This window comes from Mycobacterium sp. SA01 (genome assembly GCF_041287105.1).
Taxonomy (GTDB): Bacteria; Actinomycetota; Actinomycetes; order Mycobacteriales; family Mycobacteriaceae; genus Mycobacterium.
Genome location: NZ_JBGGNO010000011.1, coordinates 120,164 through 140,343, shown reverse-complemented (window position 1 = coordinate 140,343; position 20,180 = coordinate 120,164). Strand labels below are relative to the sequence as shown.

The 20,180-nt window shown below is 67.0% G+C and carries 17 protein-coding genes; 11 read left to right on the top strand and 6 right to left on the bottom strand.

The genetic code is table 11. The annotated features are described in order from the left end of the window. The first annotated feature begins 54 nt into the window (after positions 1-54). From AB4879_RS03230 to AB4879_RS03210, 5 genes are read left to right on the top strand one after another with little or no spacing between them, the layout of a single operon-like run. Positions 55-1,467: an ABC transporter substrate-binding protein gene (locus AB4879_RS03230; RefSeq protein ID WP_370506406.1), complete on the top strand. Its 1,413-nt coding sequence runs from the start codon at positions 55-57 to the stop codon at positions 1,465-1,467. Further along, positions 1,464-2,384 carry a carbohydrate ABC transporter permease gene (locus AB4879_RS03225; RefSeq protein ID WP_370506405.1) on the top strand — a complete coding sequence of 307 codons (921 nt, stop codon included), beginning with the start codon at positions 1,464-1,466 and terminating at the stop codon, positions 2,382-2,384. Before AB4879_RS03230 ends, AB4879_RS03225 begins: the two co-directional genes overlap by 4 nt. Positions 2,385-2,395: 11 nt before the next feature. Next, positions 2,396-3,220: a carbohydrate ABC transporter permease gene (locus AB4879_RS03220; protein ID WP_370506444.1), complete on the top strand. Its 825-nt coding sequence runs from the start codon at positions 2,396-2,398 to the stop codon at positions 3,218-3,220. 11 nt (positions 3,221-3,231) lie between these two features. Further along, the gene (locus AB4879_RS03215; protein ID WP_370506404.1) at positions 3,232-4,404 is read left to right on the top strand and encodes an ABC transporter ATP-binding protein; all 1,173 of its coding nucleotides are present in this window, start codon (positions 3,232-3,234) and stop codon (positions 4,402-4,404) included. After that, the gene (locus AB4879_RS03210) at positions 4,405-5,001 is read left to right on the top strand and encodes a suppressor of fused domain protein (protein ID WP_370506403.1); all 597 of its coding nucleotides are present in this window, start codon (positions 4,405-4,407) and stop codon (positions 4,999-5,001) included. A 4-nt stretch (positions 5,002-5,005) separates the two neighbouring features. On the opposite strand, the gene corA is transcribed toward AB4879_RS03210, so the two are convergent. Then, on the bottom strand, positions 5,006-6,109 hold the full coding sequence (gene corA / locus AB4879_RS03205; RefSeq protein WP_102808342.1) for a magnesium/cobalt transporter CorA: 1,104 nt from the start codon (positions 6,107-6,109) through the stop codon (positions 5,006-5,008). Positions 6,110-6,246: 137 nt separating this feature from the next. On the opposite strand from corA, the gene AB4879_RS03200 reads away from it, so the two are divergent. Beyond that, positions 6,247-7,416 (top strand): NADP-dependent malic enzyme, encoded by a 1,170-nt coding sequence (locus tag AB4879_RS03200; protein ID WP_102808343.1) that lies wholly within the window; start codon positions 6,247-6,249, stop codon positions 7,414-7,416. Between the two features lie 22 nt (positions 7,417-7,438). Then, positions 7,439-8,278: a glycine betaine ABC transporter substrate-binding protein gene (locus AB4879_RS03195; protein ID WP_370506443.1), complete on the top strand. Its 840-nt coding sequence runs from the start codon at positions 7,439-7,441 to the stop codon at positions 8,276-8,278. 6 nt (positions 8,279-8,284) lie between these two features. Here AB4879_RS03195 and AB4879_RS03190 read toward each other — a convergent pair whose 3' ends face one another. Further along, positions 8,285-9,115 (bottom strand): SDR family oxidoreductase, encoded by an 831-nt coding sequence (locus AB4879_RS03190; RefSeq protein WP_102808344.1) that lies wholly within the window; start codon positions 9,113-9,115, stop codon positions 8,285-8,287. A gap of 101 nt (positions 9,116-9,216) precedes the next feature. On the opposite strand from AB4879_RS03190, the gene AB4879_RS03185 reads away from it, so the two are divergent. Then, positions 9,217-9,591, top strand: a complete 375-nt coding sequence (locus tag AB4879_RS03185; RefSeq protein WP_102808345.1) for a DUF732 domain-containing protein — start codon at positions 9,217-9,219, stop codon at positions 9,589-9,591. 75 nt (positions 9,592-9,666) lie between these two features. Here the strand turns inward: AB4879_RS03185 and AB4879_RS03180 are convergent, their stop codons facing one another. Together AB4879_RS03180 and AB4879_RS03175 are read right to left on the bottom strand one after the other, a co-directional pair. Next, entirely contained in the window at positions 9,667-13,410 is a 3,744-nt protein-coding gene (locus tag AB4879_RS03180) for a multifunctional oxoglutarate decarboxylase/oxoglutarate dehydrogenase thiamine pyrophosphate-binding subunit/dihydrolipoyllysine-residue succinyltransferase subunit (protein WP_370506402.1), read from the bottom strand. A gap of 180 nt (positions 13,411-13,590) precedes the next feature. Continuing rightward, the gene (locus AB4879_RS03175; RefSeq protein WP_102808347.1) at positions 13,591-14,331 is read right to left on the bottom strand and encodes a hypothetical protein; all 741 of its coding nucleotides are present in this window, start codon (positions 14,329-14,331) and stop codon (positions 13,591-13,593) included. A gap of 138 nt (positions 14,332-14,469) precedes the next feature. Here AB4879_RS03175 and AB4879_RS03170 point away from each other — a divergent pair, with 138 nt between their 5' ends. The 3 genes from AB4879_RS03170 (at position 14,470) to AB4879_RS03160 (ending at position 18,645) form a co-directional block, all read left to right on the top strand. Further along, entirely contained in the window at positions 14,470-15,717 is a 1,248-nt protein-coding gene (locus AB4879_RS03170) for a multidrug effflux MFS transporter (RefSeq protein WP_370506401.1), read from the top strand. Between the two features lie 268 nt (positions 15,718-15,985). Further along, positions 15,986-17,728: an MFS transporter gene (locus tag AB4879_RS03165; RefSeq protein WP_370506442.1), complete on the top strand. Its 1,743-nt coding sequence runs from the start codon at positions 15,986-15,988 to the stop codon at positions 17,726-17,728. Positions 17,729-17,814: 86 nt separating this feature from the next. Then, entirely contained in the window at positions 17,815-18,645 is an 831-nt protein-coding gene (locus tag AB4879_RS03160; protein WP_370506400.1) for an SDR family oxidoreductase, read from the top strand. A gap of 4 nt (positions 18,646-18,649) precedes the next feature. Here the strand turns inward: AB4879_RS03160 and AB4879_RS03155 are convergent, their stop codons facing one another. Both AB4879_RS03155 and AB4879_RS03150 read right to left on the bottom strand, forming a co-directional pair. Beyond that, positions 18,650-19,213 carry a hypothetical protein gene (locus AB4879_RS03155; RefSeq protein WP_370506399.1) on the bottom strand — a complete coding sequence of 188 codons (564 nt, stop codon included), beginning with the start codon at positions 19,211-19,213 and terminating at the stop codon, positions 18,650-18,652. Between the two features lie 38 nt (positions 19,214-19,251). Further along, on the bottom strand, positions 19,252-20,178 hold the full coding sequence (locus tag AB4879_RS03150) for an alpha/beta hydrolase (RefSeq protein WP_370506398.1): 927 nt from the start codon (positions 20,176-20,178) through the stop codon (positions 19,252-19,254). Between the last annotated feature and the right edge of the window lie 2 nt (positions 20,179-20,180).

Below are 20,180 nucleotides of genomic sequence, written 5' to 3'. Positions count from 1 at the left end.
GGACGGTTGCCGCACGTACCGAGAAGGCGGGTGAAGACGGGAGGCGGTTGCGAGATGGCTTGCCCAGGCGCACGCGCTCGGCGGCTAGGGGCGGCCGCGATCGCCGCGTTGACATGCGCCTCATTGGTCTCGTCGTGCAGCTCCGGCGAGCAGGGGCTGGTGGTCAGCTTCTACACGCCGGCCAGTGAGACGGCGACGTTCACCGCGGTGGCCAACCGCTGCAATGAAGAACTCGGCGGCCGCTTTCGCATCGAACAGCGCAGCCTGCCCAAGGCTGCCGACGATCAGCGGCTGCAGTTGGCGCGCAGGCTGACCGGAAACGACCGCACGCTCGACGTGATGGCGCTCGACGTGGTGTGGACCGCGGAGTTCGCCGAGGCGGGCTGGGCGCTGCCGTTGTCCGACGACCCCTCCGGACAGGCCGAGTCCGATGCGACCGACAACACCTTGCCCGGCCCACTGCAGACGGCCAAGTGGCAGGACAAGCTGTACGCCGCACCGGTCACCACCAACACTCAATTGCTCTGGTATCGAGCCGATCTGGTGGCTCCACCGCCGGACACCTGGGACGGTATGGTCGCGGAGGCCACCCGCTTGCACGCCGAAGGCAAGCCCAGCTGGATCGCGGTGCAGGCCAAGCAGTACGAAGGCTTGGTGGTGTGGTTCAACACTCTGCTGGAAAGCGCAGGGGGACAGGTGCTTTCCGATGACGGAAAGCGGGTCACGCTGACCGACACCCCCGAACACCGGGCGGCGACGGTCAAGGCGCTGCAGATCATCAAGGCCGTCGCCACCGCGCCGGGGGCCGACCCGTCGGTCACCCAGACCGACGAGGGCACCGCACGGCTGGCCCTCGAACAGGGCAAGGCGGCGCTGGAGGTCAACTGGCCCTTCGTGTTCGCGTCGATGCTGGAGAACGCCGTCAAGGGTGGGGTGCCGTTCCTGCCGCTCAACGAGAAGCCGGAACTGAAGGGCAGCATCAACGACGCAGGCACCTTCTCGCCGAGCGACGATCAGTTCACCGTCGCCTTCGATGCGTCCAAGGAAGTGTTCGGGTTCGCCCCCTACCCGGGAGTGATCCCCGGCCGGCCCACCCGGGTCACCCTGGGCGGGCTGAACCTCGCGGTGGCCAAAACCACCCGGCATGCGGCCGAGGCGTTTGAAGCCGTGCGCTGTATCCGCAACCTGGAGAACCAGAAGTACACCTCGATCGAGGGTGGCCTGCCGGCGGTGCGCACCTCGCTGTACTCCGATCCCGCGTTCCAACAGAAGTATCCGCAGTACGCGATCATCCGCGATCAGCTGACCACGGCGGCGGTGCGTCCGGCGACGCCGAACTATCAGGCTGTGTCGACCCGCATCTCGGCGACGCTGGCGCCTATCAGCCAGATCGACCCCGACAAGACTGCGGATGAACTCGCCGTCCAGGTGCAGAAGGCGATCGACGGCAAGGGGTTGATCCCGTGACCGCCCCCGCCCGCACGTCAGCGAATGCTGCGACCCGCAGCGATGACCGCCGGTCTCAGCGCAAGCTCGCCTACCTGCTGATCACCCCGGCCGTCGTTCTCATGCTCGCGGTGACCGCCTACCCGATCGTGTATGCGCTGTGGCTGAGCTTGCAGCGGTACAACCTGGCCAGCCCGGCCGACACGAAGTTCATCTGGTTCGAGAACTACCAGACCATCTTGAGTGACAACTACTGGTGGACGGCGTTCGTCATCACGCTGGTCATCACGGTGGTCTCGGTGGCCATCGAGTTCGTGCTCGGCATGGCGCTCGCACTTGTCATGCACCGCACCATCTTCGGCAAGGGGCTGGTGCGCACCGCGATCCTCATTCCGTACGGGATCGTCACGGTCGCTGCTTCCTACAGCTGGTACTACGCGTGGACGCCGGGCACCGGATATCTGGCCAACCTGCTTCCGGACGGCAGTGCGCCACTGACCCAACAGATTCCGTCGTTGGCGATCATCATCTTGGCCGAAGTATGGAAAACCACCCCGTTCATGGCGCTGCTGCTGCTGGCCGGGCTGGCGCTGGTGCCCGAGGATCTGCTCAAGGCCGCCGAGGTCGACGGGGCCGGCCCGTGGACCCGGCTGGTCAAGGTGACGTTGCCGTTGATCAAACCGGCGATCCTGGTGGCGCTGGTGTTCCGCACGCTCGACGCGTTCCGCATCTTCGACAACATCTATGTGCTGACCGGTGGTGCCAACGACACCGCCTCGGTGTCGATCCTCGGCTACGACAACCTGTTCAAGGCGTTCAACATCGGACTCGGCTCGGCGATCAGCGTGCTGGTGTTCCTGTCGGTGGCCGTCATCGCGTTCGTCTACATCAAGCTGTTCGGCGCGGCCGCGCCGGGCATGGACAACGAGGTGCGCTGATGGCTGAGCGGATCGGCACCCGGCGAACGGTGAGCTGGGTCGTGATCGATGCGATCGTGGTGATCTACGCCCTCTTCCCGGTGCTGTGGATCCTGAGCCTGTCGCTCAAGCCCACGTCAACGGTCAAGGACGGCAAACTCATTCCGTCAGAGATCACCTTCGACAACTACAAGGGCATCTTCAGCGGTGACGCGTTCAGTTCTGCGTTGATCAATTCGATCGGCATCGGGCTGATCACCACGGTGATCGCGGTGGTGATCGGGGGCATGGCGGCCTACGCCGTCGCCCGACTGGAGTTCACCGGCAAGAAGGCGCTGATCGGCGCAGCGCTGCTGATCGCGATGTTCCCCCAGATCTCGCTGGTGACACCGCTGTTCAACATCGAGCGCCGGCTCGGGCTGTTCGACACCTGGCCCGGGTTGATCATCCCGTACATCACGTTCGCGCTGCCGTTGGCGATCTACACGCTGTCGGCGTTCTTCCGGGAGATTCCCTGGGATCTGGAGAAGGCCGCCAAGATGGACGGCGCAACACCGGGTCAGGCGTTTCGCCGGGTGATCGCGCCGCTGGCGGCACCGGGCATCGTGACGGCGGCCATCCTGGTGTTCATCTTCGCGTGGAACGACCTGCTGCTGGCGCTGTCGCTGACCGCCACCGACGCCGCGATCACCGCGCCGGTGGCCATCGCGAACTTCACCGGCAGTTCGCAATTCGAGGAACCGACCGGGTCGATCGCCGCTGGCGCGATGGTGATCACGGTTCCGATCATCGTGTTCGTTCTGATCTTCCAACGACGGATCGTCGCCGGGCTGACCTCCGGCGCGGTGAAGGGGTAGCGAGGTTTTCGATGGCCGAGATAGTCCTGGACCATGTCAGCAAGAATTATCCGGACGGTGCTGTTGCCGTGAAGGATCTGAGCCTGACGATCGCCGACGGCGAGTTCGTCATCCTGGTCGGGCCGTCCGGCTGCGGCAAGTCCACCACCCTCAACATGATCGCCGGCCTGGAGGACATCAGCGCCGGGGAGCTGCGGATCGGCGGCGACCGGGTCAACGAGAAGGCGCCCCGCGAACGTGACATCGCGATGGTGTTCCAGTCCTATGCGCTCTACCCGCACATGACCGTCCGGCAGAACATCGCGTTCCCGTTGACGCTGGCCAAGTTGAACAAGGCCGACATCGCCAAGAAGGTCGAGGAGACGGCGAAAATCCTTGACCTGACCGAGCTTCTGGACCGCAAGCCCTCGCAGCTGTCCGGTGGCCAGCGCCAGCGGGTCGCGATGGGCCGGGCGATCGTCCGCCAGCCCAAAGCGTTCCTGATGGACGAGCCGTTGAGCAACCTCGACGCGAAGCTCCGGGTGCAGATGCGCGGTGAGATCGCCCGGCTGCAGAACCGGCTGGGGACCACCACCGTCTACGTGACACACGACCAGACCGAGGCGATGACGCTCGGTGACCGGGTCGTGGTGCTGCGCGGCGGTGAGGCTCAGCAGATCGGTACGCCGGGCGAGTTGTACGGACGGCCGGCGAACCTGTTCGTCGCCGGCTTCATCGGCTCGCCCGCGATGAACTTCTTCCCGGCAACGCTCGACGGTATGAGCCTGCGGTTGCCGTTCGGCGAGGTGACGCTGAGCCAGGACGTCCAGAACGTTCTGGGGCAACACCCCAAGGCCGCCAACGTCATCGTCGGCATCCGGCCCGAACACTTCGAGGATGCGGCGCTCCTGGACGCCTACGAACGCATCCAGGCCACCACCTTCGAGGTGACGGTGGACCTGGTCGAGTCGCTGGGCGCCGACAAGTACGTGTACTTCACGACCGCCGGCGACAGCGCGAAGGCGGCACAGCTGGCTGAACTGGCCGCCGAGTCCGGTGCCGGTGAGAACGATTTCGTGGCACGGCTTTCCGCGGATTCCAAGGCGGCGATCGGGCAGTCGATCGAGTTGGCGTTCGACACGACCAAGCTGCACATCTTCGACGCCGACAGCGGCGTGAATCTGACCATTGCGCCCGCAGGTTAAGTGAGTCAGCCCCTGGATTCGGTCCGCGCGCACGTGCGCGGCCACTTCGCCGACGCCGGACTGGACGCCGAGCCGGATTCGGCCAGCGTGACATTCCTCGGACTGGAGCGCATCGAGGTGCTGCGGTTCGGGCCGGACCCGGGCGGCGTGGCTCACTATGTGACGCTGGGGTGTTCGCGGCACCCGATGACCGAGCCGACGGCCGGCGTCGCCGACCCGTTGCACGGCCCGCGGGCCGAGGTCGTCCTGACTCTGAGGGCCACCACGCCGACCACGGGGCTGGCCCGCAGCCTGGCCGTGGTGGCGGCCACGCCCGCCGTCGAGGGGGTGGTGCTGGTCGCCGACGCGCTGATCGACTTGTCCGCGCCGCTATGGGACGGTGCGGCGTTCACCGCTGTGCTGCTGGGTGATTCGGATCTTCCCGACCTGCCGCTGGAGGCGCCCCGCGACCCGGTGCGGTTCCTGGCGGCGATCCCGGTGACCCAGACCGAGGCGGCGTGGGTGCGCCTCAAGGGTGCCGACGCGATGCGCCAGGCCTGGCTCGACGACGGGGTCGACGTGCTGGACCCGAACAGGCGTGCAGCGCAACCGGGTTAGACCCTCACAGCCAGTTGTTTCGCCGGAAGTTCAGGTAGAGGAACCCGCAGACGGTCGCCATGAGGGCCAATACCGCCGGATAGCCCCACGTCCAGGACAGCTCCGGCATGTGCTCGAAGTTCATTCCGTAGATACCGGCGATCATCGTCGGCACCGCCGCGATCGCGACCCACGCCGAGATCTTGCGCATGTCGACGTTCTGTTGCATGCCCACCTTCGCCAGGGCGGCCTGCACCAGTGACGACAGCATCTCGTCGTAGGACTCGATCCGGTCGGCCGCCTGCGCGGCGTGATCCAGCACGTCGCGCATATAGCGCAGGATCTCTTTGGACATCAGGTCTTTGAAGTCGGGATTGAATCGGCCGAGCGCCACGGTGAGAGGCGATACCGCCCTTCGCAATTCGACAACTTCACGCTTGAGCAGATAGATCGGTTCGATGTCGGTTTTCTTGAGCGGGGAGAATGTCTCCGACTCGATGGCGTCGATATCGCACTCCATCAGCTCGCTGACGTCGCGGTAGGTGTCCACGACGTGGTCGGCGATCGCGTGCATGACCGCGTACGGGCCCAGCGCCAGGTGCTGGTGTTCCTCTTCGAGGTGTTTGCGCAGTCCGGCCAGTCCGGTGTGGTCGCCGTGGCGCACCGTCACGACGAAATCGGCGCCGACGAACACCATGATCTCGCCGGTTTCGACGATTTCACGGGCCAGCGCGACCGACTCATGTGGCACGTACGTCACCGTCTTGAGCACCAGGAACAGCGTGTCGTCGTAGCGTTCGACCTTGGGGCGCTGGTGGGCGTGCACCGCATCCTCGACGGCCAGTGGGTGCAGGCCGAACACCTCGGCCACCGCCTGCATCTGATGTTCGTCGGGTTCGTGCAGACCGATCCACACGAACGCCTTCTGTCCGCCGGCCTCGAGCTCGCGAACCCGTTCCAGCGCGGCGGCGTGGGTGAACTTGCCGGCTAGCCGGTCACCTTCGACGTAGACCGCGCAGTCGACCATGGCCCGCGCGACGGGCACGTGAATGCGTTTGGCGTCGACGGGAGTGGATCGGGTGCGGGTCACGCCCAGCAGAGCCTGTGGGCGTGGACGAAACGACGGCATGACCCGACCTCCCCGTGAGCGGCAGGCGGGGCCCTGACGGGCCCCGCCGAAATGTTACGCGCCGGTAGTGTTGTCGGCGTAGTTCATGCCGGGGAGACCCTGGTCGGTGAGGTATTGGGGGCGAGTACCCTGACGCCGTGTCCGAAACAGTGAGTACCCCCCGCGTCGTTATCGACGACGAAGAGATCTTCGCCGCTCACGTGGGCGGCAAGCTGTCCGTCGAGCTGAAGGCGCCGCTGGACACCCAGCGCGCACTGTCGATCGCCTACACCCCCGGCGTAGCCCAGGTCAGCCGCGCGATCGCCGCCGACCACACGCTGGCTGCGCGCTACACCTGGTCCAATCGACTGGTCGCGGTGATCAGTGACGGAACCGCCGTGCTCGGCCTCGGTGACATCGGTCCCGCGGCGTCGCTGCCGGTCATGGAGGGCAAGTCCGCGCTGTTCAAGACCTTCGGCGGGCTGGACTCGATCCCGATTGTGTTGGACACGAAAGACCCCGACGAGATCGTCGAGACGATCATCCGTCTGCGCCCGACGTTCGGCGCGGTCAACCTCGAGGACATCTCCGCGCCACGCTGCTTCGAGATCGAGCGCCGCCTGATCGAGGCGCTGGACTGCCCGGTCATGCACGACGACCAGCACGGCACCGCGATCGTCGTACTCGCGGCACTGATCGGCGCCACCAGGGTTCTCGATCGCGACATGCACTCGCTGAAGGTGGTCATGTCGGGTGCGGGCGCGGCCGGCGTCGCATGCACGAACATCCTGTTGGCTGCGGGCATCACCGACATCACCGTGCTGGACAGCCAGGGCATCCTGCACACCGGTCGCGACGACATGAACTCGGTCAAGGCGGAGCTGGCCACCCGGACCAACCCGCGCGGGCTCACCGGCGGGATCGCCGAGGCGCTCAACGGCGCCGACGTCTTCATGGGCGTCTCGGCCGGACTCGTTCCCGAGGAATTGATTGCCACGATGACCCCCGGCGGCATCGTGTTCGCGATGTCCAATCCCGACCCCGAAATCCACCCGGACGCGGCGCGGAAGCACGCCGCGATCGTGGCGACCGGTCGAAGCGACTTCCCGAACCAGATCAACAATGTTCTGGCCTTCCCCGGTGTCTTCCGCGGAGCGCTGGACGCCGGCGCGCGGCGGATCACCGAGAAGATGAAAGTCGCAGCGGCAGAGGCGATCTTCTCCGTCGTCGGCGACGACTTGGCGGCCGATCACATCGTGCCGAGCCCGCTGGATCCGCGGGTCGGGCCTGCGGTGGCTGCAGCGGTGGCGGCGGCATCCGAAGCCTGAGTGAAACGTGCTGAGGCCGACGATGTTTCGCCGGCTGATGCTCGGACTTCTGGTTCTGGCGGCGGTCGCCTGCGGGTCGCCGGCGCCGGGACCGTCGATGGCCGTCGGCGCCACTGCCGACCCGGAATACACCCTGCTGGCCAATCTGTACGCCGCCGCTCTGCGCTCCTATGGGACGGGCGCGCACGTGCAGATCGTCGAGGATCCCTTGACCGCGCTGGATTCCGGAGCGGTGAGCGTGGTGCCGGGATTCACCGGGAGGCTGCTGCAGAAGTTCGCGCCGGGCACGAAGGCCCGGTCGGATTCCGAGGTGTACAAGGCGCTGCTCGGTGTGTTACCCGAAGGTGTGGCGGCCGGTGACTACACCACCGCCGCCGACGACAAGCCTGCGCTGGCCGTCACCGACGCGACCGCGTCGGCCTGGGACAGCCGGGATCTGACCGCACTGGTGAGCCATTGCGCCGGGCTGCGCCTCGGAGCCGTCGCATACGCCAGGGGACTGCCGACCACCGTCGGCGGCTGCACGCTCCCGCCGGCGCGCGACTTCCCGGACAAGGCAACGATGTTCGCCGCGCTACAGGCGGGGGACATCACCGCGGGCTGGACGGGAACCGCCGACAGCGGTGTGCCGAGTGATCTGGTCGTCCTGGCCGACCGCAAACCGGAGCTGGTGATGGCCGAGAACATCGTGCCGCTCTACCGCCGCAACGAACTCGACGACCCGCAGGTTCGCGCGATCAACGAACTCGCCGGCGTGCTCGACACCGGCTCGCTGGTCGACATGCGCCAGCACGTCGCCGACGGGCGCGACCCGCGGTCGGTCGCCGAGGAATGGTTGTCCGCGCACCCGTTGGGGCGCTGAGGACACTCAGCGCATCGGGGGAGCGAGCTTGGGCAGCACGGTGGAGAACAGCTGCTGATAGCCCGAACCGGTGATGCGCACGATCACGTCGAGGATCTTGGCGTCGGCCCCCACCAGCACCCGCGCCTTGTTCTTGCGGACGGCGTCGAGGATGATCTGGGCTGCGCGCTCCGGCGTCGTCCTGGCCAGCTTCTTGTCGAAGGCGCTGGCCATCGCGGCTTGATCGAGCCCTTCGGCCACCGTGGAATTACGCGCGATCGCGGTCTTGATCCCGCCGGGGTGCACCGTGGTCACCTTGACCGGGTGCTTGGCCAGGATCATCTCCTGGCGCAGCGCTTCGGTGAAGCCGCGCACCGCGAACTTGGCCGCGTTGTAGGCGGCCTGGCCGGGCACGGAGAAGATGCCGAACAGGCTGGAGACGTTGACGATGTGGCCGTCGCCGGACTCGATGAGGTAGGGCAGGAAGACTTTGGTGCCGTTGACGACGCCCCAGAAGTCGACGTCCATGATCCGCTCGATGTCCTTGTACTGGCTGATCTCGACGTCACCGGAGAACGCGATGCCGGCATTGTTGTAGATCTGGTTGACCTTGCCGAAGTGCGCCTTGACGCCGTCGGCGTAGGCCTGGAAGGCCTCCCGCTCGGTGACGTTCAGCCGGTCGGCCTTGACGTCCACACCGATCGCCTTGAGGCGCTCCTCGGTGATCGCGAGACCCTCGGTGTCGATATCGCTGATGGCCAGCTTGGCACCCGACCGGCCCAGCTCGATCGCCAGTGCCTGACCGATGCCCGACCCGGCTCCGGTCACCACCGCTACCTTTCCGGCGAACCCCTGCATGAACGACTCCTCGCGTTGTTTGACGTGTGTCGAATGGGCTCAGGTTATCGGGTAAGCACCCCGCCGGTAACAGCGGGATGGTCGACCGCGATGCTTAGAGCATGACATTTCGCCGTATGGCCAGCGCCGGGGCGGTTGCCGGACTGATCGCCGGCGCCGTCGCGTTGGCGGCGCCCGCGCAGGCCGACACCACCACCGATGACTTTTTGGCCGCGTTGGGCAATGCCGGTATCACCGGAATGGACCCTGCACAGGCCGTCGAGATGGGTCAGTCGATCTGCCCGCTGCTGGCCGACCGCAGCCAGAACACCGCCGACATCGCGTCCACCGTCGCCGATCGGATGGGCCGCCCGCTGGGCGCGGCCACCATGTTCACCGGTCTGGCCGTGTCGTACTTCTGCCCGCGTGCGATGCAGGACCTGGCAAACGGCAACTCGCCGATCCCGCTGGACCTGCTGAACAACTTCGGCTTCTAGCCGCAGGCGAGCGTCGAGTGTGGGGGCTATGCACGCAAAAGTGCCAAATAGCGTGCATACGCCCCACAGTCGCGGTTAGCCGAACGCCTCGTCGATGATCTCCTGCTGCTCGACGGCGTGCACCTTCGACGAGCCGGACGACGGCGCGGACATGGCGCGCCGCGAGATGCGCTTGATCCCGGTCAGCTTCTCCGGCAACAGCTCCGGCAGCGTCAGGCCGAACGTCGGCCAGGCACCCTGGTTGGCCGGTTCCTCCTGCACCCAGAAGAACTCCTTGGCGTTCGGATACGAATCCAGGGTGTTGCTCAGCCGCCGCTTGGGCAGGGGCGCCAGCTGCTCGACGCGGACGATCGCGACGTCGTCGCGCTTGTCCTTGTCCTTGCGGGCCACCAGCTCGTAGTAGATCTTGCCGCTGGTCAACAGGATTCGGGTGACCTTGTTGCGGTCGCCGTCGCCGTCGGTGTAGGTCGGCTCCTCCAGGATCGACCGGAACTTCTGCTCGGTGAAGTCGCGGATGTCGCTGACGGCAGCCTTGTTGCGCAGCATCGACTTCGGTGTGAACACGATCAGCGGGCGGTGCACCCCGTCCAGTCCGTGCCTGCGCAGCAGGTGGAAGTAGTTCGCCGGGGTGGACGGCAGCGCGATCGTCATCGAACCCTCGGCCCACAACTGCAGGAACCGCTCGATGCGGCCCGAGGTGTGGTCGGGGCCCTGGCCTTCGTGGCCGTGGGGGAGCAGCAGCACCACGTCGGAGAGCTGGCCCCACTTGGCCTCGCCGGAGCTGATGAACTCGTCGATGATCGACTGGGCGCCGTTGACGAAGTCGCCGAACTGCGCCTCCCACAGCACCAGCGCGTCCGGATTGCCCACCGAATAGCCGTATTCGAAGCCGACCGCGGCGTACTCCGACAGCGCCGAGTCGTACACCAGGAACCGGCCGCCGGTCGGCGTGCCGTCCGGGTTGACGGTCAACAGGTCCAGCGGGGTGAACTCCGCGCCGGTCTTGCGGTCGATGATCACCGAGTGCCGCTGGGTGAACGTGCCGCGCCGAGTATCCTGACCGGAGAACCGGATCAGCTTGCCCTCGGCCAAAAACGTTCCGAGCGCCAGCAATTCGGCGAAGGCCCAGTCCACCTTGCCCTCGTAGGCCATCTCGCGCCGCTTCTCCAGAACCGGCTTGACGCGCGGGTGCACGCTGAAGTTCTCCGGGAACGCCAGGTGCGCATCGCCGATGCGGGCCAGCAGCGACTTGTCCACCGCGGTGGTCATGCCGCGCGGGATCATCTGGTCTTCTTCGACCGACTCGCTGGGTTCGACCTCGTGCTTCTCCAGGTCGCGAACCTCGTTGAACACCCGCTCCAGCTGACCCTGGTAGTCGCGCAGCGCGTCCTCGGCTTCTTTCATCGAGATGTCGCCACGGCCGATGAGGGCTTCGGTGTAGGTCTTGCGGACACCGCGCTTGGTGTCGATGACGTCGTACATGTAGGGCTGGGTCATCGACGGATCGTCACCTTCGTTGTGCCCGCGACGGCGGTAGCACAGCATGTCGATGATGACGTCCTTCTTGAACTTCTGCCGGAAATCCACCGCCAGACGGGCCACCCAGACGCACGCCTCGGGATCGTCGCCGTTGACGTGGAAGATGGGCGCTCCCACCATCTTTGCGACGTCGGTGCAGTACTCCGAGCTCCGCGAGTCCTGCGGCGAGGTGGTGAAACCGATCTGATTGTTGACGATGATGTGGATCGTGCCGCCGGTGCGGTAGCCGCGCAGCAGCGCCAGGTTCAGCGTCTCGGCCACCACGCCCTGGCCGGCGAAGGCCGCGTCGCCGTGCAGCATCATCGGCATGACGGTGAAGCCGTCATCACCGGTTCCCTTGTCCAGCAGATCCTGCTTGGCCCGGACGATGCCTTCCATCACCGGGTCGACAGCTTCGAGGTGCGACGGGTTCGCGGTCAGCGAGACCTCGATGTCGTTCTCGCCGAACATCTGGATGTAGTCGCCTCGGGCACCGAGGTGGTACTTGACGTCGCCGGAGCCGTGCGCCTGCGAGGGGTTCAGGTTGCCCTCGAACTCACTGAAGATCTGCGAGTACGGCTTGCCGACGATGTTGGCCAGCACGTTGAGCCGGCCGCGGTGCGGCATGCCGATCACGACCTCGTCGAGAGCGTGCTCGGCGGCCTGGTCGATCGCGGCGTCCATCATCGGGATGACGGTCTCCGCGCCTTCCAGCGAGAAGCGCTTCTGCCCAACGTATTTGGTCTGCAGGAAGGTCTCGAAGGCTTCGGCCGCGTTCAGCTTGGACAGGATGTACTTCTGCTGGGCGACCGTCGGTCCCTCGTGCTTGACCTCGATGCGTTCCTGCAGCCACTTCTGCTGCTCGGGTTCGAGGATGTGGGTGTACTCCACGCCGATGTGGCGGCAGTACGCGTCGCGAAGCAGCCCGAGCACGTCGCGCAGCTTCTTGAATTCCTTGCCGGCGAACCCGTCCACCTTGAACACCCGGTCGAGGTCCCACAGGGTCAGGCCGTGGGTGTTGACGTCGAGGTCGGGGTGGCTGCGGAAGCGGGTCTTGTCCAGGCGCAGCGGGTCGATGTCGGCCATCAGGTGCCCGCGGTTGCGGTAGGCCGCGATCAACTCCATCACCCGGGCGTTCTTGTCGACGATCGAATCCGGGTTGTCGGTGCGCCAGCGGACCGGCTCGTAGGGGATACCGAGCTCGAAGAAGATCTCGTCGAAGAAATCGTCGGAGAGCAGCAGCTGGTGGATCGTCCGCAGGAAATCGCCGGACTCCGCGCCCTGGATGATGCGGTGGTCGTAGGTCGACGTCAGCGTGATCAGCTTGCCGATGCCGAGCTCGGCGATGCGCTCCTCGCTGGCACCTTGGAACTCGGCCGGATACTCCATCGCGCCCGCGCCGACGATCGCGCCCTGCCCGGACATCAGCCGGGGCACCGAGTGCACAGTGCCGATCGTGCCGGGGTTGGTCAGCGAGATCGTCACGCCGGCGAAATCCTCGGCGGTCAGCTTGCCGTCGCGGGCGCGCCGCACGATGTCTTCGTAGGCCGCGATGAACTGGCCGAACCGCATGGTTTCGCAGTTCTTGATCGCGGCGACCACCAGCGACCGTTTGCCATCCTTGCCCTGGAGGTCAATCGCCAGGCCGAGATTGGTGTGGGCCGGCGTGACGGCGTTGGGCTTGCCGTCGATCTCCGCGAAGTGGCGGTTCATGTTGGGGAATGACTTGACCGCCTGCACGATCGCATAGCCCAGCAGGTGGGTGAAGGACACCTTGCCGCCACGGGTGCGCTTGAGGTGGTTGTTGATGACGATCCGGTTGTCGATCATCAGCTTCGCCGGGATGGCCCGCACGCTGGTCGCGGTCGGGATTTGCAGCGAGCTGTTCATGTTCTTCACGACGGCCGCCGCCGCGCCGCGCAATACCTGGCTCTCGCCGCCGTTATCCGACGACGACGCGGCCGGAGCCGGCTTGGACGCGGGCTCCTTGGCCGGAGCTTCCTTGGCCGGGGCTTTGGCCGGGGCGGCCTTCGCCGCGCCGTTGTCGGCCGGTGCGGGCTTCGCGGGGGCCGCCTTGGCCGGCGGGGGAGCCGGTGCCGGTTCCGGCGGGGCGACGGGTGCCGCCGTCGCGGTGGACTGCCCGTTGCCGGCGGCGGCCGAGTCGCTCGTCGGCTCCGGGTTGTAGTCGACCAGGAACTCGTGCCAACTCGGATCGACCGAGGAGGGGTCGTCGCGGAACTTGCGGTACATCTCCTCGACCAGCCATTCGTTCTGTCCGAATGGTGAACTAGTACTGCTCACGGCAGTTCCTCGCCTCAATTCCTTCGTCCCGGCAAGCCGTGCTCGCACGGTTTGCCCCACTCTTGCGCCACAACACCTGGCCGCCGTCTAAAAGGCTATCGCTTCTCCGGTGTTCCCGAAGCACGTCAGCTCCATGCCCGACGGTGGTGCGACAACCGGTCGTCGGAGGTCGGCGAACGGTTATCCGCCCGGCTCGATCGCAGGCAGCAGGTGCAGGCTCACCGGCCACCGGCTGGGCGCGGGCCCAAACGCCGAGCGGGCATTGTTCACTATCTTTTTGCCCATCATTCGGTTGCCACCGCCGCCGACCGCGGCGCCGATGCCGACCGGCAGCATCTTGCCGAAGGCCATCGCCGACCGCTTGAGCGTGAACCGCTTGACGAAGTAGCGCATCAGGCGGGTGTTCAGCTGGGCCAGCGCGGGCAACGGCAGCATGTCCGCGCCCTCGGCCAGCCACGCTCCGCTGGTGCGGCTCGGGCCGATCAGGTCGGCGATCGCGCCGCGGCTCTCTTCACCGACGAGCACCGCCAGCACCAGCGCGCGTCGACGCTCGCGCTGCTCGAGCGGAATGCCGTGGACGTCGGCGACGGCAAGGACGAACACCGTGGTGGCCTCCAGGAACACCAGCGTCTCCCCGGCCACCGCCGACAACGCCGCCAGCGTGCCGATGCCGGGGAACGCCGCCGCCGATCCGACGGCGGCACCACTGGCCATCACCGCGGCCAAGTAGCGCTTCTCGAGCTTGGTGACGATCTCGGCCGGGGTCGCTTCGGGGTTGGACCGGCGTAGCCGCGCAACGTAGGCGCGGACGGCGGGCGCCTGGGCGCGCGTGCTGCGCTCGAGGATCTGGGAGAGCACCCGCGCGGACATGGTCGCGTCGTCCTCGACCTTGGCCGGCAATTGCTCGCGACGGAGCTTCATGGGTGTGCCTTCCTGATAGGCGTAACACCAGGCTAACGAACGACTACCAGGGAAAGGTGCCTCGCGGTGATCCCGGTCACCGTGGGTCGGATAGCCGCAGGAGGAACAAACAATCGGCTGGGCGTGCTGTGGTTCGGCATGGCAACATCGCGAACTGTGACGGCCACCGATAACGCGACGTCCGACGTCGCGGAGGTGGCAGCGCCGAGCCGGCTGCGGATGATCGTGGTGTTGGGCGCGCTGGTCGCGCTGGGACCGCTGACCATCGACATGTATCTGCCCGCGCTTCCGCGGATTGCCGACGAGCTCGGGGTGTCCTCGTCGGTGGCGCAGTTGACGCTGACCGGAACGCTGGCCGGATTGGCTCTCGGGCAGCTGATCGTCGGTCCGCTGTCGGATTCGCTGGGCCGCCGCCGCCCGCTGATGGCCGGGATCGCGTTGCACATGCTGGCGTCACTGCTGTGCTTGTTCGCGCCCGACGTTGCCGTGCTGAGCCTGGCCCGCGGTCTGCAGGGGATGGGCGCGGCCGCCGCGATGGTGGTCGCCGTCGCCGTCGTGGGTGACCTGTTCGACGACAGCGCGGCGGCAACCGTGATGTCGCGGCTGATGCTGATCCTCGGGGTTGCGCCGATCGTCGCGCCGTCGCTGGGGGCGGCGGTGCTGCTCAAGGCGTCCTGGCACTGGATATTCGCGGTGTTGATCGTCCTGGCGGGCGCACTGCTGCTGGTGGCCGCGCTCGCGCTGCCGGAGACCCTCCCGGTCGGCAGCCGTCGACCGCTGCGGATCCGCTCGATCGTCGCGACCTACGGAAGTCTGCTGCGCGACCTGAAGTTCGTCATCCTGGTGATCGTCGGCGCGCTCGGGATGGCCGGGCTGTTCGCCTATATCGCCGGTGCGGCCTTCGTCCTGCAGGGCCGTCACGGTCTGGATCAGCAGACCTTCGCGTTGGTGTTCGGGGCGGGGGCGATCGCGTTCGTCGTCGCCACCCAACTCAATGTCGTTCTGCTGCGCCGGTTGTCCCCGCAACGCATCCTGGTGATCGCGCTGACCGTGGCGACCGGGGTCGGTGCGGTGTTCGTCGCGCTGTCGGTGACCCACACCGGCGGTATCTACGGCTTCCTGGTCCCGGTCTGGGCTGTGCTGGCGATGATGGGCTTCGTCATCCCCAACGCTCCCGCCGTCGCGCTGTCGCGCCATCATGAAGCGTCCGGAACCGCCGCCGCCCTGCTGGGTGCCGCCCAGTTCAGTGTCGGCGCGGTGATCGCACCCGTCGTCGGCTTGATGGGCAACGACGAGATCGCGCTGTCGGTGGTGATGACCGCCGGGGTGGCGATCGCATTGGTGGCGCTGCTGTTCGTCGGTGGCACCGACGAGTCAGACACCTGAGCGATGATTCCGGCCGCGGACTCGCTCTCAGGTCTGACTCGACGGGTCGATAGGCTCGATCCGGCGGCGTGACGGCATGAGGCGCGGGGGCCCACCAAACGTCCGGCGGGGGTTTGACGGGGGCGCGCGCCGACACCATCGCAGTAGCCGAAACGAGGTAGTGGATATGACCAGGAACATGGCCGGCCCGGCGCCGGACGTGGACTTGGACCCCGATCCGGTCGCGGTGCCCGACGTGCCGGCCAACCCGTGGCCCGCCCTGTGGGCCATGCTGGTCGGCTTCTTCATGATCCTGGTCGATTCGACGATCGTCGCCGTCGCGAATCCCAGCATCATGGACGGGCTGCAGATCACCGACTACGACACCGTGATCTGGGTGACCAGTGCGTACCTGCTGGCCTACGCCGTGCCGTTGCTGTTGGCCGGCCGCCTCGGCGACCGCTTCGGACCCAAGAACCTCTACATCGTCGGGTTGGCCATCTTCACCGCGTCGTCGTTGTGGTGCGGTCTGGCCGGGTCCATCGACACGCTGATCGCCGCCCGCGTGATGCAAGGGCTCGGCGCCGCGCTGCTGACACCGCAGACCCTGTCGACGATCACCCGGATCTTCCCGCCCGAGCGCCGCGGTGTGGCGATGAGCCTGTGGGGTGCGACGGCCGGGGTGGCCACCCTGGTCGGTCCGCTGGCCGGCGGCGTGCTCGTCGGCCGGCTGGGCTGGGAGTGGATCTTCTTCGTCAACGTGCCCGTCGGCGTGATCGGTCTCGGGTTGGCGGTCTGGCTGATTCCGGCGCTGCCCACCCGCAAACACCGGTTCGACATCATCGGGGTGGCGCTGTCCGGGATCGGCATGTTCCTGGTGGTGTTCGGTCTGCAGGAGGGCCAAGGCCATCATTGGGCGGCGTGGATCTGGGCTGTGATCGTCGCCGGCATCGGGTTCTTCACGGCGTTTGTGTACTGGCAGTCGATCAACCGCAACGAGCCGCTGATCCCGCTGCAGATGTTCGCCGACCGGGATTTCAGCCTGTCCAACATCGGTGTTGCCGTGATCGGTTTCGTCGTCACCGCGATGATGCTGCCGGTGATGTTCTACGCCCAGGTGGTGTGCGGGTTGTCGCCGACGCGTTCGGCGCTGCTGATCGCGCCGATGGCGGTCTCCAGCGGGGTGCTCGCCCCGTTCGTGGGCCAGTTGACCGATCGGGTTCACCCTCGCCCGATCCTCGGGTTCGGTTTCTCGGTGGTGGCGATCGCGCTGACGTGGCTGTCGATCGACATGACGCCGACGACGCCGATCTGGCGGCTGGTGCTGGCGCTGACCGCGATGGGGGTCGGGATGGCGTTCATCTGGGCGCCACTGGCCGCCACCGCCACCCGCAACCTGCCCGCGCACCTGGCCGGCGCCGGGTCAGGTGTGTACAACGCGACTCGTCAGGTGGGCTCGGTGCTGGGTAGCGCCGGGATGGCCGCGTTCATGGCGTCCCGGATCAGCGACGAGATGCCGGCCGCACCGGCCGATGCCGCACCGAGTGATCTTGCGGTGCTGCAGCTTCCGTCGTTCCTGCGGGAACCGTTCTCCGCCGCCCTGTCGCAGTCGATGCTGCTGCCGGCGTTCGGGGCGCTGTTCGGGATCGTGGCCGCCCTGTTCGTCGTCGGCGGTTTCGGTGCACCGCGCCCGGTCCGCGACGACGATGAGATCACCGACGAGATCCCCGTCTACGACGACGGCTACGACGACGACGATTACCTGGAGTACGTGGTGGACCGGGAACCGGTCGCCCCGCCGCTGCGCGACGAGCGCGACGACGAGACCGAGGTGATCAGCTGGCAGCCGCCGATCGCGCCACCCGAGCCGGTTGTTGAGCCGATTGGCCCGGTGCACAACGGTTTCGCGCTGGATGGCGACGGGTCACGTCACCGCCTCAGCGATCCGGGCGAGCCGCGTCGTGCCCGCCACTACCGCGACGAGCCCGCGGAGGTCCAGAGCTACGGCCGTCACTCGCGGCCGGGTGACTGACCCCGGTCGTGACCCTCCGATTCATTCTTCCCGACTGAGTACTATGCTCGCTGAAAAAGAGAATGCAATTTTCAGCGAGGAGAATGATGGCCGAGAAGCATTCGCTCACCGACCGCACGCTGGTCGTCTCGGGCGGTAGCCGGGGTATCGGTCTGGCCATCGCGCTGGGCGCGGCCCGGCACGGCGCCAATGTCGTCTTGCTGGCCAAAACCGCCGAGCCACACCCGAAGTTGCCGGGCACGGTCTATACCGCGGCCGCCGAGATCGAAGCGGCCGGCGGCAAGGCCATCGCCGTCGTCGGTGACGTACGCAGCGAAGAGGACGTCGCGCGCGCCGTCGACGCCGCGGTGACGGAGTTCGGTGGGGTCGACATCTGCGTCAACAACGCCAGCGCCATCGCCACCGACCCCACTGAGACGCTCTCGGCCAAGAAGTTCGATCTGATGCAGCAGATCAACATTCGCGGCACATTCCTGTTGACCAAGGCGTGTCTGCCACATCTGCGCACATCGCCCAACGGCCACGTCGTCACGATCGCCCCGCCGCTCAACCTCAACCCGCACTGGCTGGGTGCGCACCCGGCCTACACGCTGTCCAAGTACGGGATGACGCTGCTGTCGCTGGGTTGGGCGGCCGAATACGCCGACACCGGAATCGGTTTCACCTGCCTATGGCCGGAGACCTACATCGCGACCTCTGCGGTGGCCAACTCGGCCGACTTCGAGGATGCGCTGGCGTCCTCGCGCAGTCCCGAGATCATGGCCGACGCGGCGGTCGAGATCATCACCTCGCCGGGTTCGAAGGTCAACGGCGGCTGCTTGATCGACTCCGAAGTCCTGCGTGCCGCCGGGGTCGAGGACCTGTCCCGCTACGGCGGTGGCGACAACCCCATCATCGACATCTTCGTCGACCGCTAGTCGCTCAGCCGACGGGCAGCAGGTCCGGGTACTCGGTGCGAACACCCCGGCCGTAGCTGCGGAACGCCTCGAAGGAGGCGACCGTAGCGTCCAGCCCGGCCGCGACCGCCGCCTGCGCTTTGAACACCGTTGCCGCAGCGCTCAGTTGGTGGCGGACCTCGAATCCTCGGCGACCCACGCTGGGCAGCCACACATCACCCCAGACGGTGACCTCGGTGCGTGCCGAGCGGACCGACGCCGCCAACGCGTCGCGGACCCGGTCGTCCTCCCCGCACATCGCGCCGGCCAGCGCGAGCGCGGTGGGCGCGTCTGCCCCGTCGAACATTGCGCGCAGCTCGATGGGCTGGACGCCGAGGATGCGAAGAGCGGCGAGGTTGCCGGCGTCGGCGACCGCGACCCGTACATCCCAGCCGGCCATCACCCGGTCGAACAGCCAGCCGCCGGCCGAGTCGACAACGTCGGCCACGTGGGCGCCGACGACATCGAGTTGGTAGCGGGCCAGCCGGGCTGTCCGCTGGCGCGACCTGGCCACCTCGTGCTGCCGGTCTCGTTGGTCGAGTTCATGCACGCCACACAGCGTGACACTTCACGGCTAATCTGTAAAGGTCATTGCAGTTCGAAGAATCGCCTGAGTGCCGCGGCCTGCATGGCCAGCAACGTCTGACTGACCTCCCAGTCCGGACACAGCGAGTCGAAACCGTGACAGGTACCGCCGAAGACATGCAGATCGGTGCGGACGCCGGCGCTCATCAGCCGGCCGGCGTAGTCCAGCGCCTCGTCACGAAGCGGATCCACTTCCGAGCACGTGATGAATGTGCTTGCCGCCCCGATTATTTGGTGACTGCGTGCAGGGACTGCGGCGGCGCTCGGGCCGGTCGCGCCGAGGTAGTGTCGCCACATCGCTTCGGTGGCGGCACCGTCGAATCCGGGCGTCGAGTCGAACTCCGTCTTCGATGCCGTGGGCCGATCGTCGAGGACCGGCTGGTGCAGCAACGCGCCCGCGATCGGCGGAGTCTGGCCGGCCGCAGCTCGCTGGGCCAGACCTGCGGCCAGCGCCGCGCCCGCGCTGTTCCCCGCGAGCACCAGGCGGTCGCGGTCGAGTCCGAGGTCCGGCCCGGCCGTCCAGGTCCACTGCAGCACGGTCGTCGCGTCGTCCAGCGCGGCGGGGAAGGGGTGTTCAGGAGCCAGCCGGTAGTCGACGGACACCACTGTGCAGCCGCCCCGCCGGGCCAGTTCGACGCACTGGCGGTGATCGGTGTCGAGATTGCCGAGCATGAATGCGCCTGCGTGGCAATAGATCACCGTGGGCGACGGAGACGGCGCACCGCGGTAGAAGCGCACCGGAACTCCCGCGACATCGTCGTCGACGATATCGACTCCTGTCGCGTCGATCTCGGCGATGGTCTCGGCGCGCCGGACGTCGAGCGAGTCACGCACGGCCGCAAGGCTGTTCAGCGACAGGTCAGTGCGTGCGGCGGCGAACGGATGCAGAACGGGATCCAGCCGCCGCAGAAGCTCGGGGTCCGGTTCCATGG